At 37.7% G+C, this 13,770-nt stretch carries 16 protein-coding genes; 4 read left to right on the top strand and 12 right to left on the bottom strand.

The window, feature by feature from the left end; all coding sequences use genetic code 11:
• Positions 1 to 10: 10 nt before the first annotated feature.
• The 3 genes from IEU90_RS01800 to IEU90_RS01790 all read right to left on the bottom strand — a co-directional run bounded on the left by IEU90_RS01800 (position 11) and on the right by IEU90_RS01790 (position 2,804).
• Positions 11 to 1,687 (bottom strand): propanediol/glycerol family dehydratase large subunit, encoded by a 1,677-nt coding sequence (locus IEU90_RS01800; RefSeq protein WP_153709196.1) that lies wholly within the window; start codon positions 1,685 to 1,687, stop codon positions 11 to 13.
• Positions 1,688 to 1,711: 24 nt separating this feature from the next.
• Complete coding sequence (gene pduB, locus IEU90_RS01795) at positions 1,712 to 2,428, bottom strand: propanediol utilization microcompartment protein PduB (RefSeq protein WP_153709197.1); 717 nt, start codon at positions 2,426 to 2,428, stop codon at positions 1,712 to 1,714.
• 97 nt (positions 2,429 to 2,525) lie between these two features.
• A complete protein-coding gene (locus IEU90_RS01790; protein WP_003669890.1) occupies positions 2,526 to 2,804 on the bottom strand; it encodes a BMC domain-containing protein in 279 nt (92 codons plus the stop codon).
• Positions 2,805 to 3,058: 254 nt separating this feature from the next.
• Between IEU90_RS01790 and IEU90_RS01785 the strand changes: the two genes are divergently transcribed.
• Complete coding sequence (locus IEU90_RS01785; RefSeq protein WP_153709198.1) at positions 3,059 to 4,153, top strand: helix-turn-helix domain-containing protein; 1,095 nt, start codon at positions 3,059 to 3,061, stop codon at positions 4,151 to 4,153.
• Positions 4,154 to 4,233: 80 nt separating this feature from the next.
• On the opposite strand, the gene eutJ is transcribed toward IEU90_RS01785, so the two are convergent.
• The 3 genes from eutJ to IEU90_RS01770 form a co-directional block, all read right to left on the bottom strand.
• A complete protein-coding gene (eutJ, locus tag IEU90_RS01780; protein ID WP_153709199.1) occupies positions 4,234 to 5,067 on the bottom strand; it encodes an ethanolamine utilization protein EutJ in 834 nt (277 codons plus the stop codon).
• A gap of 72 nt (positions 5,068 to 5,139) precedes the next feature.
• Complete coding sequence (locus IEU90_RS01775; protein ID WP_003675189.1) at positions 5,140 to 5,847, bottom strand: MIP/aquaporin family protein; 708 nt, start codon at positions 5,845 to 5,847, stop codon at positions 5,140 to 5,142.
• A gap of 177 nt (positions 5,848 to 6,024) precedes the next feature.
• Positions 6,025 to 6,933 carry a hypothetical protein gene (locus tag IEU90_RS01770; protein ID WP_225431239.1) on the bottom strand — a complete coding sequence of 303 codons (909 nt, stop codon included), beginning with the start codon at positions 6,931 to 6,933 and terminating at the stop codon, positions 6,025 to 6,027.
• Between the two features lie 98 nt (positions 6,934 to 7,031).
• Between IEU90_RS01770 and IEU90_RS01765 the strand changes: the two genes are divergently transcribed.
• Together IEU90_RS01765 and IEU90_RS01760 are read left to right on the top strand one after the other, a co-directional pair.
• Positions 7,032 to 7,862 (top strand): sugar phosphate isomerase/epimerase family protein, encoded by an 831-nt coding sequence (locus IEU90_RS01765; protein WP_188357640.1) that lies wholly within the window; start codon positions 7,032 to 7,034, stop codon positions 7,860 to 7,862.
• An 11-nt stretch (positions 7,863 to 7,873) separates the two neighbouring features.
• Positions 7,874 to 8,974, top strand: a complete 1,101-nt coding sequence (locus IEU90_RS01760) for an AI-2E family transporter (protein WP_153709202.1) — start codon at positions 7,874 to 7,876, stop codon at positions 8,972 to 8,974.
• Between the two features lie 53 nt (positions 8,975 to 9,027).
• Here the strand turns inward: IEU90_RS01760 and IEU90_RS01755 are convergent, their stop codons facing one another.
• The 6 genes from IEU90_RS01755 to IEU90_RS11235 all read right to left on the bottom strand — a co-directional run bounded on the left by IEU90_RS01755 (position 9,028) and on the right by IEU90_RS11235 (position 12,231).
• Entirely contained in the window at positions 9,028 to 9,753 is a 726-nt protein-coding gene (locus IEU90_RS01755) for a B3/B4 domain-containing protein (protein ID WP_153709203.1), read from the bottom strand.
• Between the two features lie 20 nt (positions 9,754 to 9,773).
• Positions 9,774 to 10,226, bottom strand: a complete 453-nt coding sequence (locus IEU90_RS01750) for a MarR family winged helix-turn-helix transcriptional regulator (protein WP_153709204.1) — start codon at positions 10,224 to 10,226, stop codon at positions 9,774 to 9,776.
• Between the two features lie 66 nt (positions 10,227 to 10,292).
• Positions 10,293 to 10,874 carry a DUF1836 domain-containing protein gene (locus IEU90_RS01745; protein WP_188357639.1) on the bottom strand — a complete coding sequence of 194 codons (582 nt, stop codon included), beginning with the start codon at positions 10,872 to 10,874 and terminating at the stop codon, positions 10,293 to 10,295.
• The gene (locus IEU90_RS01740) at positions 10,837 to 11,361 is read right to left on the bottom strand and encodes an NAD(P)H-binding protein (RefSeq protein ID WP_153709206.1); all 525 of its coding nucleotides are present in this window, start codon (positions 11,359 to 11,361) and stop codon (positions 10,837 to 10,839) included. The genes IEU90_RS01745 and IEU90_RS01740 overlap by 38 nt, the downstream gene beginning before the upstream one ends.
• Positions 11,362 to 11,380: 19 nt before the next feature.
• Positions 11,381 to 11,668: a hypothetical protein gene (locus IEU90_RS11240; RefSeq protein ID WP_229723525.1), complete on the bottom strand. Its 288-nt coding sequence runs from the start codon at positions 11,666 to 11,668 to the stop codon at positions 11,381 to 11,383.
• Positions 11,669 to 11,700: 32 nt separating this feature from the next.
• On the bottom strand, positions 11,701 to 12,231 hold the full coding sequence (locus IEU90_RS11235; RefSeq protein ID WP_229723523.1) for a P-loop NTPase family protein: 531 nt from the start codon (positions 12,229 to 12,231) through the stop codon (positions 11,701 to 11,703).
• Between the two features lie 172 nt (positions 12,232 to 12,403).
• On the opposite strand from IEU90_RS11235, the gene IEU90_RS01730 reads away from it, so the two are divergent.
• Positions 12,404 to 13,732, top strand: a complete 1,329-nt coding sequence (locus IEU90_RS01730) for a hemolysin family protein (RefSeq protein WP_153709208.1) — start codon at positions 12,404 to 12,406, stop codon at positions 13,730 to 13,732.
• Positions 13,733 to 13,770: the final 38 nt, after the last annotated feature.

Here is a 13,770-nt window from a genome sequence, read left to right as displayed (position 1 = left end):
TACCTCCTCTCTATAGTTCCAAGTGTTCTGGATCAAGTGCGAATGGAAGATCTTTAATCCGGTCCCATTCTTCCTTGTCTTCATATAGACGATATCCAGTACCTGGACCTTGGTAGTCATTTCCGTCATTTACAGCAGAAGTGATGTTCCAATTTTTATCAAAGATTGATGAAGTTTGAAGGTAATCACCAACAACCTTTTGCTTTTGAAGGTTCAATACGGCTTCAGCAACGTCCTTAAATCCATGGTTATAAAGAGCTTTAATAATATCAACAGCAGTAATACCACGGTCCATCATATCTTGAGCGGCTTTCATATCTGCAACCATGTCACGTTTTGGCATGTCATCGTGAGTGTTAGCATATGTAGCAGCTTCAACTTCTTCATCAGTAATCTTAGGTAGTCCAAGATCTTCAAATACAGCTTGTAATGCCTTGGCAGCCTTATTACGAGCCTTAATAATTGTTTCTTCTTGAACTGGATGAATACCATAGTATTGACCTAAGTCACGTTCCATAACATACATGTCGTCGTAGTCCATTGCATCAGTGTTTGAACCAGCGAATGTATTATCGTAGTTAGGAGTTGATGAGTAACCAGAGTTAATGTAATCAGTACCGGCAATAAATTGACCAATAAACCGTTCAGTCCGCCGCATATCTGAGTGTGAGTATGCTTGGTCACAACCAGAAGCACATTCAATATCACACATCATACATAATAGGTTTTCACCAAGAACTTCCCGGATACCGTTAGGAACAGCACCTGGAATTTCAATACAACTTACGGCACCGTTTTGAAGCCCTTGAACACCTGAAGCCTTGGTAAGTAAAATACAACGCGCTTCAAGATATAACATTGACTTACCTTCTGGGTAACCCATCAAAACTTCTGAACCGGCACCTGAAGTAAACCGCATCTTCAAACCACGTGATGCATAACATGATGCAAGGAATCCTTTAGACCATGGTGTATCATCACCATCAGTAAATACCCGGTCAGTACCATAAACTGAAATAGTTTCAGCATAAGCGGTAAAGCCACGCATTCCTAATTGCAATTCGGTTGCTTCTTCAACAGAACATTGTGTTAATACACCAGGACGACCGGTTTGAGCACCAATCAAGATTGAAATAGCATTAAATGGTGCGTAACGGGCAACGGCAGTAGTAGTTTCTTGTTCTGGGAAGCCACGAAGCGCAGCATCAGCAGCATCAGCAGCAATTTGAACAGGGTTATCAACCGTGTTAGTAACGTGACATTGGTTATCTGGTTTCCGACGCGGACGCATCTTCTTGATAGCCATAATCATTTCACCAAAGTCAAGCTTACTAATAATTTCTTCGGCTTTCGCTGGAGTTAGTGCAGAAGTAATTTCAATAATGGATTCACGTGATACATTTGGATCAACTAACATCCGTGCAATCTTAGTTGAGTCCATATTGATAACCTTTTCAACATTGTCAACGTTAATTCCATACTTAGCAATATAGAGGTCAATTAGGTCAAAGTCTTCCCGCTTCTTGCCATCCATTTCGACAATCTTACCGTTCTCAACTTTTACACTTGGCTTAGGGTCATTTGGACCCATCATTGCAACGAAACCTTCTTCAGGCCATTCCTTAACAAATGTATCTTGATGAATTGGCCGCTTTTCTAGTTCTTCAAAACGTTTTTGACGTTTCATAATAAAGTAGTCCTCCTTCCAGATCTACTTAATGTATGATGGGAAATCATTAACTGGTTCTTCACCAAACTGTGACAACAACTTTAATCCAACTTCTCGTCCAGCCATAACAGCTTGACGAACGGCACCTGAATCACCGGTAATGGTCAAGCATCCTTCGTTTGAGAAACTTGTTCCGTGACTAGGAGAAGTAAAGTTTAGTGGTTCTACACCAGCAGTCTTCAACGCTTTATCTCCCATAACAACACCAATACCTGAAGGACAACCACAGATTAATCCAAAAGCTTTTCCTTCAACTGCGCCTAAGCCAAGATGAGCAGCACCGGCAGCACGAGCTGTAAATTGTAGTTCAAGGTGCCCGGCTTTCGCATTATAAACATCCCCAAATGTTCGATGAAGATTATCAAGAGCAACACGAATTGCTTGACGTGCATCAGCTGGATCGTCACCACCAATGATGATTAAACATCCGTGACCACCGCCGCCTTTGGTATCACGTGGCCATTCAACATCAATACATTCCATATTAGTAGCCTTGATACCTTCATCCATTGCCATGATTTGCGGACCAGCACCAGTACGATCGCTCAAAATTCCTAGTGTCTTATATTGTTTTGTAACATCCAATTTATCTAGTAATTGTTGGTCAACACGTGGAATCACCATTCCGATAGTGTCACCAATTTCACTAGCACCGACAAATTCGGGAACTGTGCTAGTAGAATTTAGAAAGTCATTCATTTTTTTGCCTCCTGCTTATAAAAGCTCCTAATAATAAAGCTCTTATTACAGATATTTGTATCTTGCAGTCTGTATAAGGGCTTTAACCTTTAAAAACTTATTCTTTATTTGGTAAGAGCTTTTCGACTTCAGATTGAGGACGTGGAATTACGTAGTTAGAAACAACTTCCCCAATATTTTCAGCAGCCTGAACACCAGCGTCAACTGATGCTTTAACAGCACCAACATCACCACGAACCATAACAGTTACTAATCCGTGACCAATTTTTTCTTGACCGATCAATTTAACATTAGCTGCCTTAACCATTGCATCGGCAGCTTCAATTGATGCTACAAGTCCTTTAGTTTCAATTAAACCAAGTGCTTCTTGTCCCATAAAAATTGCCTCCTAAAGTATAAACACAATCAGCGATGAAAGAAATCGCTTACAATTTGGTACATGTTCATTCTATAACATGGCGTTTATAATATATTATCTTAAAAATCTGTATATTAGATAGAAAGACAAAAAAGCATAATTATATGTTACTAAATTGACAAAATAGCGCTTACTTTGCATAAATATATGCTAGTATGGTAGGGGTATAGTTGATAATAACCTCTAAATAAGATAAGTTAGGTGGATTTTTTATGTACGAATATTCATCAAAGTTTCTTAACGACATCCAAAGAGTTACTAAAACTTTTCAAGATCTCACTAAGAATAATATTGTTTTCACAAGTGTGACTGGCACTGTTGTAGATTGTAATACGCTTCTTTTTGATTCAAATGTATCCCTAGATTATTTAAGGAAACTAGGATTCAAAAACTACTTTCTTTTTCCACTGGCTGTTAATTGTTCTTTGAGCGGATTTTTTATTCTTGATGCCTCACATATTGATGTTGACTTTATTAAATTGTGTGGAAAATATATCGAAACATCACTCAAAGAAATCATTAGTGATAAATCCAATCAAATTATTATCTTAGATCCAATTGAGGCTTCTAAGGCTTCCTCATTAGCTCAATCCCTTAACAGCATTTTAAGTATCTCTGAGGCTCCAACTGGTGCTGGCGTCTATCCGCTTCCAACGAATTTCACAGTCAATGGCAATAATGCAGGAGATTCGTCACCATCTGATATTGAAAAAAATATCATGATGGCATTAAAATATATCAACTCCAATCTCGAAAAATCATTAACCCTCGAAAACGTTTCTCAAAAAATATATTTATCTCCTTCGTACTTAAGTCGAATCTTTAAGAACTACTTTAATGACAACTTCATCAATTACATCAATTTGCAAAAGATTGCTCTTGCACAAGAAAAGCTTATTTTTACAAATACGCCAATAAATAAATTAGCTCATTCGGTTGGGTTCTCACAAACAAGTTACTTTACTAAGATTTTTAAACAGAAAGTTGGGATGACACCTTCAAAATATCGTAAATATAATTCTGCAATTAAGAAAATTTATACCATCCCGCGAAATCTCCAATGGCGATCTAATAAATCTGTTTATGAAATTTCAAAAGACTTCTTTAATAAGAACGAAATCTCATTTAAAGCCCGCGATTTAAACGGGTATCCTTACATCTATTCAATCAACGATTTAAACGATGTCCGTAACAAAGCCGGTTGGGTTTATACAGTAGATTGCTCACAACCAATTATTCCTGCAAGTGAAATAAACGTTTTTGACCGTTCAGTAATACAATGGATTTATACTGAAAAAATTATTTAAAGATAGCAAAAGCTCTTTCATATCGGCCCAGAAGTCGATTTGAGAGAGCTTTTTACGTGTATTTCACTTTATTTATTGTTTTAATCGTCAAACATTGCAATACCCAATGGCGTTACGAATTGTGGATAAAGCGGCTTATAAACCTTACGCTTCAAAGACTTACTAAATGTGGTTGTAAATTCCGCAAAGTTAGTAGCACCGCCTACAACGATTACTGGGTCGATAACTTCCGCACCCATGTTTTGAACAATTGCTGCCATCTTTTCTACAACTGGTTTAATAACGGCATACACTTCAGGTTCCTTATCTTTATTACGCTTTAGTTGTTCTGCTTCGTCATTCTTAATCTTATAGCGTCCGCCCAGAACAAGCGTCATGTGGAAACCACCCGTTGCTTCATCAATAACATGAATGAGCTTATTATTCTTGAAAACACTAATTCCAGTGGTTCCTCCACCAATATCAACAACCGTACCATTAGCTAATCGCAGAAATTTAGCTGCCGCTGTTGGTTCATCTTCAATACCTGTACAAATCATACCTGTTTCTTCAATAACATTAGCAACCACTTTAGCACTTTTTTCACCAGTCTTCGGAGGAATTGCACCACAGGCTGTCTTAAGCTCACATCCTAGCACTTTCTCAGCCTTTTCCTTTAGGCGCCTTAAAATATTAACTGATTCCATAAAATTAACTACGATACCGTCTTGAACTGCATGGTCATATTCATATGCTCCATACACAATTCTATTTTTAGAATCAAGGACCGTTAAAACGATTGAAGAGGTTCCTAAATCTACCCCTGCCTTTAGTTTTTCTTCAGGCTTAACTTTGCGCATGGGCTTATCGCCGTTAACAATCATTGCGAATTTTTTTAATTGTTCATTACTATTCTTTAATATTTCTTTTTCCATTAGCTTTCTCCTACGGGCTACCGCATTTAAACTAAATAAAGAGGCTGCTTAGCCTCCCCTTTTATATCATCATTAAACAAGCGCTGTTTGTAAAGCACATGCAAGAAGGCCCCCAACAATTGGCCCACACATTGGAACCCAAGCATACCACCATTCTGCAGCTCCTTTATTTGGAACCGGCAAAATAGTATATGCCAAACGTGGTGACCAATCACGAGCCGGATTTAAGGCAAAACCTGTTGTCGTACCAAGACATGTACCAACAACAGCAATAACCAGCCCGACAATAAATGGTTTCATGCCTTGAGTAAAGTTACCAAGATTTAAAAGTACAAAAATAAATGCAAAGGTCGCAATCACTTCTGATAAAAAGTTAAAAATTGGACTATTCACTGCAGGACGGGTAGCAAAAATACCAACACTATTTCCTTCTTCTTCATTTGGAGTTGCTTTAAATTGTGGATAAAACTGAATAATTACTAATACTGCACCAACAAATGCACCGAGGAATTGACCAAGTAAATAAGGTACCACATTACTCCATGGGAACAGGCCAAAAATAGCAAACGGAATTGTTACAGCTGGATTTAAATGTCCCAATGAACCGAGAAAACCTGCAACATAGACCCCCATCGTAACTGCTAATCCCCATGAAATACAAATGAACCACCAGCCGCTTTGTTTACCATATGTCTTGTTTAAACTATTACCAGCACAACACCCGGCTCCCAATAGAATAAGAACCATTGTGCCAAAGAATTCGCCAATAAATCCATGCATACCACAACACCAACCTTTTTAAGTTATTCCCAAATTGTATGCGCTTTCTATACAAGTATAATGTTAGCACACCTATCATATATTTTATTGTCTTTATAAGATTATTTGTTTATTAACAGCAATATTTTACAATTTAGTCCGCAATAATTTAATGTTCTTACTAGAAATAATTTTCAATTAAGCTGCTAGATAAAATACAGCGATAATAAAAATAATCATTATCAGCATCCCACAATAAATATACCGTTGCGGTTTTCCTTTAACGTGTCCATAGCGATAATCATTATTATAACGTTGAAGAGCACTGATCAGCAGGCCGCTTATCCCATTAATAGGAAGACTAATTACAAAGCAATAGAGGCTAAAGATAAACCTCCGTTCAACCATACTAAAAACAAAAAATAGCACTCCGCTAATAATAGTAAGCATTGCAGACGCGAGATTTATTCCAACCAGCAATTCATACATTATGCTATTATTCACCGAACCTTTACTAAGTATCCCTGGTAAATTTTGCCAAGTTTCCCAAGTAAAATAAATTAGCAAACTACAACCACATCCCATAAGCGGCAGTTGCCAACTATCATGTACGTTAACGCAAGCAGGAATAATAAGGCCAGACAAACATAAAGTTACTGTCGGTAAATACATTGAAGCAAGCTTTCGTCTTGTAACGGGCCGCTCAAAAAGAGTAAAGAACTCACTAAGAAGTGCTTGCAAAAAATTCAAAATAATAAAAGCGGCCACAAAAAAGGTTAAACGATTCGGTACTAAAATTGCTTTGGGCTGCCCCCATGCCATGACAATGGAAACAATTAGGACAATTGCTAATAATAATGTTCGCGGACCATACGTTGGATAATCACGGTACCGTTCAATTCGCTGAGATATTAAGAGTAAGTTATAGATATTAGCCACCAGAATTACGGCTGATATAAGTAGGATTGACTCCTGTAGTTGAACTGAATAAGGCGGTTGAACTCCTAGAACGGTATAGGCAGATGCCATGCAAGCCCAGCCAGTCGTCCACATTAATGGAATAATTGGCGTTAGTATGAGCGGTTGACTTGGCAACCATTGTTTCATGTGAAACACCTCTTCCCTCAATATGGTATCTTACCACAGCGATTGGTTAAAAATCTGGTAAGATATAACAATAGATAGTTTAATCAGGAGGCTTTTTTATGTTTCAACCACAATTAGGATTAAAGGGAAGCAGTCAGCAATCACAAATTGATAATCGTCTAAAATATAAGCCCATGACTTACGAGTTCTTTACCGCCAGTGGTGATTTTACTACAGAAGGGTATCACCGCCTCTATGATGCAATCCAATATGTCAAGGATAGCGGAATTACGCATATCGTTCTCCACCATCCAATGAGTTTCCATGAGCATCATTCAGAAGTTGTTGCTCCAGAAAGACTATACCCTGGCCTATATCGCTTTATTGAGATGACGACAGAAAAGCTCCTCTATCTTGCAGATGATTTAGACGTTCAAGTTTTAATCCACGGCGGATATGCCGGCCCTGAATCACACTATTTTGTTTCACTTTATCCAAACGTCGAAACAGCACGAGAAGCAGTCTATCAGCGTTTAGATCGTTTTGCAGCAGCTGGCGGCGATCACATTATGTTTGAAAACTCAATTGCACCAGTCTTTGCTTACGGGGATCCTGACCAAGAAGACGAGATCCTTGCTCATAATTACAGGCTGGCTTTTGATACTTCTCATTGTTTCATTGAGCTTCACGGTGACAATCAAGGGCTCCAGCAATCTTTAGAGCATCTGAAGAATAATATTGTTCATTATCATTTGGTTGATTCAATGGGAAAAACTCATGACAGCCTTACGTTAGGAACTGGTAAGATTGATTGGGCAGCTGTATTGCCTCGTCTGAACACAGCTGCAACAAGTATTTATGAAATCAATCTAAAAGATCAAAATGATTGTCGTGAACAGCTTGAAAGTCACGAATATTTGCTAAATCTCTATAATAAACTTACCAACTAAGGAGCCTCGTTTTGAAACGCTATATTAATCATCACCATCTTTCTTTGGCCCTTGCCCTATTTGTTCTTTACCTAGCAATTACTTATTGGGGAAATATCGCTAAAATTATTCAAACCGTTTTTTCGGCCGCAGTGCCACTATTAATTGGCTGTTTAATTGCTTATATCGTTAACTTGCTATTGAATCAGTATGAGCGTTTATATACACATTTATTTTCAAAAAGTAAACAGCAAAAGTTCAAACGACCTTTTGGAATCATAATGTCGTATTTAACAATCATCTTATTAGTTGCGATTGTTTTTTCGCTTGTTATTCCGGAATTAGTCACCTGCGTTAAATTGCTAATTGCAAATCATAGTCATGTAATTAATAACTTCATTGATTATTTTGAACATAACAGTGATTTCAAGGGGCTTCTCAATAACTTTAACACGCGCAATATTCAATGGGAAAAGGTTGGTAAATACCTTACAACTGGTGTAGGCGGAACCTTTAGAACTGTTATTTCGACAGCCTCTTCTGTCTTCTCAGCTGCTACAACTGCCGTAATCGCCATCTTCTTCTCAATCTATCTCCTGATTTATAAAGAAATGCTTCACCATCAATTTTCAAAGCTGCTTACAACATATTGCAGTCGTTATCAGGCACAGATAATTAAAGTAATAAGGGTTTTCGATGAAAGTTATAGTAACTACATCATTGGTCAGTGCAAAGATGCTGCCATTCTAGGAATCTCATGTTTTATTGGAATGACGATCTTAAGGATGCCCTATGCCTCAATGATTGGTGTTGTAACTGCATTTGGCGCTTTGATCCCAATAATTGGTGCAATCCTTGGTGCAAGTATTGGTGTTATTATCATATTTGCCATCTCACCGCTTCAAGCTGGCATCTTTTTAATCTTTATTATTCTTTTACAGCAATTGGATAATCGGATTACCTATCCATTAGTCGTTGGTAAGTCAATCGGCTTGCCAAGCGTATGGGTGTTTGCAGCAGTTATTATTGGTGGTGGGATTTCTGGAATCCTTGGAATGATGTTTACCGTTCCTTTCTTTGCCGCAATTTACAAATTAATACGAACTGACGCGCAAAAACGAACACAAAACTAAGAAAAACGCTAAAGATCGACTAACAGTCAATTTTTAGCGTTTTTCTCTTATTATTATAAATTCTCTGGCACTTCAGCAACCGGATGTTCTTTAGTTAAATGATAAACCTTTGACGTCTCAACACCAAAATAATGGTTAATCAGTTCGCTTAATTTTTCCATTGCTTCATTGGCCCGCTCAATCTGTTCTGAATTGGTAGCTTCCATTACAGCAACAACATCTTGTGAATCCTGCGTTAGCATAGTCCGCTGAGCTTCACGCCAATTCAAGCAACGACAAACTGCACCCTCATCATCATAATAAATTACTTCCCCTTCAAGAGCTGGCTCATCGTCTTCTGCACCAACTGGACGGAATTCTTCGCCACCCTTAGCTACACCAAGATGAAGGTCGCCAGCAATTTTATTACGATCTTCAATTCCAACCGGAACGCCGTAGCTTAATGAAATACTGTTATATACATCAACCAGGGGTTCAATTGGCTCAAATTGCCGACCTTGACTAGCACGTTTTAACAATGCCTCAATAGAGGAACGAGCACCCTTTTTCTTCTTAAATTGTTGGAAAGTTTTACGCCATTGGTCAACAACAGGATTTAAACGAAAAGTTTCATTAGTTAAAAATTTATCAGCTTCATGAGTAGCATCCGCTAATAATTTTTTACGTTCAGGATACGTATCCTCATTATCATGGTTGTCAATCCCATTAGCAAATAGAATATTAATTTGTGCATCAGGAAAAAGTTCCCAAAAACTTGGATCAATCGTTACTTGCTTCATAAAATGATCTCCTCATTTAATTAATATTGACGTTTGCCACCATGCTTAACCGTGTCCCAATCGCCATCAATATTTTGACGGATCCGAACAAGGTAATCATGAACTTGTTGGGCCTCTTTTTCTGAAAAACCCTTTAAAGCTTCACTATTAGAATACTGATTTTCACGAATAATGAATGGATAAATGTCTTTCCCTTTTTGGGTTACATATAGCCGCTTAATCTTCTTATTCGTTTGATCGCTTTTTCTTTCAATAAAGCCGTTCTTTTCAAGTTTCTTTACAGCACGGGCAATCGTTGTACGGTCTACCTTTATCAAGTTCGATAATTGTTCTGAAATAATCCCTGGGTGTTCATAAATCCGGACAACATAGAGATATTGACCGCGCGCCAAATCAATTTGTTTAAATTCAATATTAGCAATTGAGTCTAACGCACGATCAATCATCCCGATTTCACGTAGAATATCAATCATTGATAAAAATTCTCCTTAGCATCATATTAAATCTATTTTGTTGTAATTGCAACAAAAAATATAAAATCATTTTTCATCTAATGGAGCAGGCTGGGCAATTTTTTGCATTGCATTCAATAGCTGAGCAGCGTGCATTCGTGATAATACAGACTTTAATGCTAAAGTCATTAACCGATCGCTTTGCGGGTTAATCACGTTATCACTTGGAATTTCTTTTCCAGCCAATAGCGCATTTAATATTTCAACAAAACGGTCATAAGCAGCTTGTGGGTATGAATTTATTGTCACTTGTGCGATCCCTGCACGAATGTCATCTAAGGAGAAGTTAGATTTTAAGAGTCCAATAAGTAATAAGTCCACTAATTGATTTACCGCATATTTCTTTTTTATCGGTGCTTGGATAACCTTCTTTTTAACATAATTATTTACCATCGATTTCGTAAGCGGTTCAATCCCTAAATGGCTTAGCTGCTCATTTACAATTGCTACTACCTGATCAACATACAAACCCAGCGTCGGAAGCTCTTTCCACCGTGGAAACCGCACTCGTGCCAAGTTGTTTTGCCATCTTTGATATTCCTCTAATTTATCCATATCCTTACCCACTTTCTTACGGCGCAATCCCAACCGACTGATTCTTAAAAACATCGGTAGTGACCGCTCGTTTAATCACTTGCGCTACCTGTGCTATTCCAATTCCTTCACCCTGTAACGATTTACCCTCGTCAACGATTTTCAATGTCGTTTCATCGCTAATGATTGGCAATGCTCTAACAATCGTATATGGTAATTCAAATTCATCAATCATTTTTATTGCATATTGATGCGCAAATACTATTTGGGTTGCTTGTCTTCCATACCACTTTTGCAATTGCTGATTCGTCGCATCGTCTGCTGTCCCGGCAATCGAAAGCATCACAATCTTAGCTGGCAGAAATAGCGAATGATCAAGCAAAGCAGCTAATTCCTGTACTTCATCATCTACAGCCTCATTAACAGTAGGCAGCCAGCACAAAACATCCCCATTTTGAATTTCAAATTTAAAATTAGTAAGTGCAACTGCTTCTGGGACCTTTTTCATAACTGTTGATACTAATTTATCATGACGGCGACTAACAATAACAATGCGACTCATCATAACCTCCTAAGTTAAATTAATATGCCATTAATTCATCTTCAATTGTTGCGTCCTCAATTCGGACATCAGTAATCGTGCTTTGTTCCAACAGTGGAAGCAGCGTTTGAATATTCCCCGTGAAAAGAAACCTTAATTCATCACTTGCTTCTTCCAACATATGAGCACCTAATTTTACAGCATTTTCAATTGGAAAACCGGTTCCCATTACAGTAACCGTACAGTCAACCCCATCATTCATCGATAAGTCACGAGCAGAAGTTAAGTGGCTACCGCTAAAGTAATATAAAATACCTGCAAAACGCATTAATGTTGAGATATTCTTGCTGGTAAATAAGACTAACGCGTTGACTTTCTGAGTGTAATCTTTAACAAGGCTGCCAAGAAGCCTTCAATGCCATCAAACGCATTGCTTAAAATAACGATTGAGCGTTGCCAAGCAAGCAGGATAATTAATCGCAATTCAAGCTGTTGAGATTTGCTCAACTCTCCTACTACTTGGTCAGGTTTTAAATTCAGCGCCTTAATCATCTCGAAAGTTTGCTCTGGCGTTAGGGCATTTTCTTTATGATGCAATGCATGTTTGATTGCTTTTTCAATTGTTTTCCCCTTTAGGACTACATCATCAATTCGGCCGATTTCATTTTTGCTTTGCCGCTTATACTTTTTGAATGGTACCCCGTTGATTGTGACATCCCCATTCAAAATTTTCCCACGAACTGCCAGCAAATCCTCTAAAGCTGTTGCAGCACCTGTATCATTACTGCAGATACCTACTATTTGCGGTGACTTCAACTCTAATGAAACGTTATCTAACTGATCTCCTGACTTGGCATCAAAAACCAAATCATTAATTGTAATACTACTCAACATGAAACCTCTTTTCTTAAGTTCTTTATCCCTACTAATCTTATCATTTTTTAGTTAATGAACGAAATAATCCAATATTTCTTTTTAGTTTTCTTTAACTGGTAACCTCTTCGGCGAATGGTAAAATAATACACAGGAATTATACTCATTTATCGAAACGAGGAATGTTATTTTGAATGACAGCCAGTTGTTAACTAATTTTATAATTATTATCATTACCTTTATTTTTGCTGCTTTTTTTGTTGCAGCTGAATTTGCCCTAGTTCAAGCGAGAGTTACCGCCTTAGAAGAAATGCAGGAAAAGCGTGATAAACCGTCACCAAAAATCAACCGAGCAATTAAGATGGTTACCAATTTGACCGAATACCTATCAACTACTCAGGTTGGGGTTTCAATTTGCGGAATTATTCTTGGTTGGGTCGGTGAAGATACAATCGAATTTCTTCTGGCAAATGCTTTATCTTTACCAAATTGGCCATTAAATAATAGTGCCATTCACGTTATCAGTGCGATTGTCGGTGTTTTACTTTTAACATACTTTGAAGTGGTATTGACTGAAATCGTACCAAAAAACATTAGTATCGACTTGCCGATTAAAACACTAATGTTTGTTACCACGCCGCTTCATTATTTCCACATTACTTTTTACCCATTTGTTTGGTTACTCAATTCTTCAGCCAATGGAATTGTTAGAATGCTCGGAATGAAACCTGCCGATGAAAGCCAAGATGTTTTATCGCAAAGTGAGATTATCAGCCTATCACGCAATGCCGTAAAAGGCGGCGAATTAGAACATAACGACTTGTTATACATGGAACGGGCATTTGACTTCAATGACAAAGTTGCTAAAGATATTATGATTGATCGTACCCAGCTAACGGTTATTGACATAAGCGAGACTGTTGATGATGCAATCAAGCTATACTTAAAAACAAAATATAGCCGATTGCCCGTTGTTGCCAACAATGATAAAGATAAGATTCTAGGCTATGTTTTTAACTATGATTTGATCCGGCAAAAGCAGATTAACGGCAACGTATCACTTGCCAAAGTTCTTCGGCATTTACCCACCACTCCTGAGACGACTCCTATTACCGAAGTTCTTAAATTAATGATTAGGACACGAGTACCAATGGTCGTTGTCGTCGATGAATACGGTGGTACTAGCGGCATTATTACTGATAAAGACATTTATGAAGAATTATTCGGAACTGTTCGTGATGAAATTGATAACGTATCAGACAATATGATTTCAAAAATTAGCGAAAATCAGTACCGTGTTGATGGCAAAACAACCGTTTATGACTTTGAAAGATTTTTTAACGTTGAACTTAAGATTCCCGAAGACAATGATGTCGTAACATTATCGGGCTATATTTTAGATAATTATCATAACGTTCATGAGGGAGAAACCATTAAATTGGCTAGTCTATCCTTAAAAATTAAGGACTACCACCATTCTTATATTGATAGCTTTATTGTTACCACCCCAGCTCAGTAAAATTTTACATTTTGACAACAATAAGGGAATTGTTCTTT

It is taken from the genome of Limosilactobacillus caviae, from assembly GCF_014635905.1.
GTDB lineage: Bacteria > Bacillota > Bacilli > Lactobacillales > Lactobacillaceae > Limosilactobacillus > Limosilactobacillus caviae.
Note: the sequence above shows the minus strand (reverse complement) of the source record. Positions and strands in the feature narration are given on the sequence as shown.

Excerpts from the sequence above, each read along its gene's own strand:
- IEU90_RS01775 (WP_003675189.1), bottom strand. The coding sequence starts at position 5,847 with ATGCATGGATTTATTGGCGAATTCTTTGGCACAATGGTTCTTATTCTA.
- IEU90_RS01765 (WP_188357640.1), top strand. The coding sequence starts at position 7,032 with ATGTTTCAACCACAATTAGGATTAAAGGGAAGCAGTCAGCAATCACAA.
- IEU90_RS01800 (WP_153709196.1), bottom strand. The coding sequence starts at position 1,687 with ATGAAACGTCAAAAACGTTTTGAAGAACTAGAAAAGCGGCCAATTCAT.
- IEU90_RS01785 (WP_153709198.1), top strand. The coding sequence starts at position 3,059 with ATGTACGAATATTCATCAAAGTTTCTTAACGACATCCAAAGAGTTACT.
- IEU90_RS01790 (WP_003669890.1), bottom strand. The coding sequence starts at position 2,804 with ATGGGACAAGAAGCACTTGGTTTAATTGAAACTAAAGGACTTGTAGCA.
- pduB (WP_153709197.1), bottom strand. The coding sequence starts at position 2,428 with ATGAATGACTTTCTAAATTCTACTAGCACAGTTCCCGAATTTGTCGGT.
- IEU90_RS01770 (WP_225431239.1), bottom strand. The coding sequence starts at position 6,933 with ATGAAACAATGGTTGCCAAGTCAACCGCTCATACTAACGCCAATTATT.
- IEU90_RS01755 (WP_153709203.1), bottom strand. The coding sequence starts at position 9,753 with ATGAAGCAAGTAACGATTGATCCAAGTTTTTGGGAACTTTTTCCTGAT.
- IEU90_RS01745 (WP_188357639.1), bottom strand. The coding sequence starts at position 10,874 with ATGTTTTTAAGAATCAGTCGGTTGGGATTGCGCCGTAAGAAAGTGGGT.
- IEU90_RS01750 (WP_153709204.1), bottom strand. The coding sequence starts at position 10,226 with ATGATTGATATTCTACGTGAAATCGGGATGATTGATCGTGCGTTAGAC.
- IEU90_RS11240 (WP_229723525.1), bottom strand. The coding sequence starts at position 11,668 with ATGCGTTTTGCAGGTATTTTATATTACTTTAGCGGTAGCCACTTAACT.
- eutJ (WP_153709199.1), bottom strand. The coding sequence starts at position 5,067 with ATGGAAAAAGAAATATTAAAGAATAGTAATGAACAATTAAAAAAATTC.
- IEU90_RS01740 (WP_153709206.1), bottom strand. The coding sequence starts at position 11,361 with ATGAGTCGCATTGTTATTGTTAGTCGCCGTCATGATAAATTAGTATCA.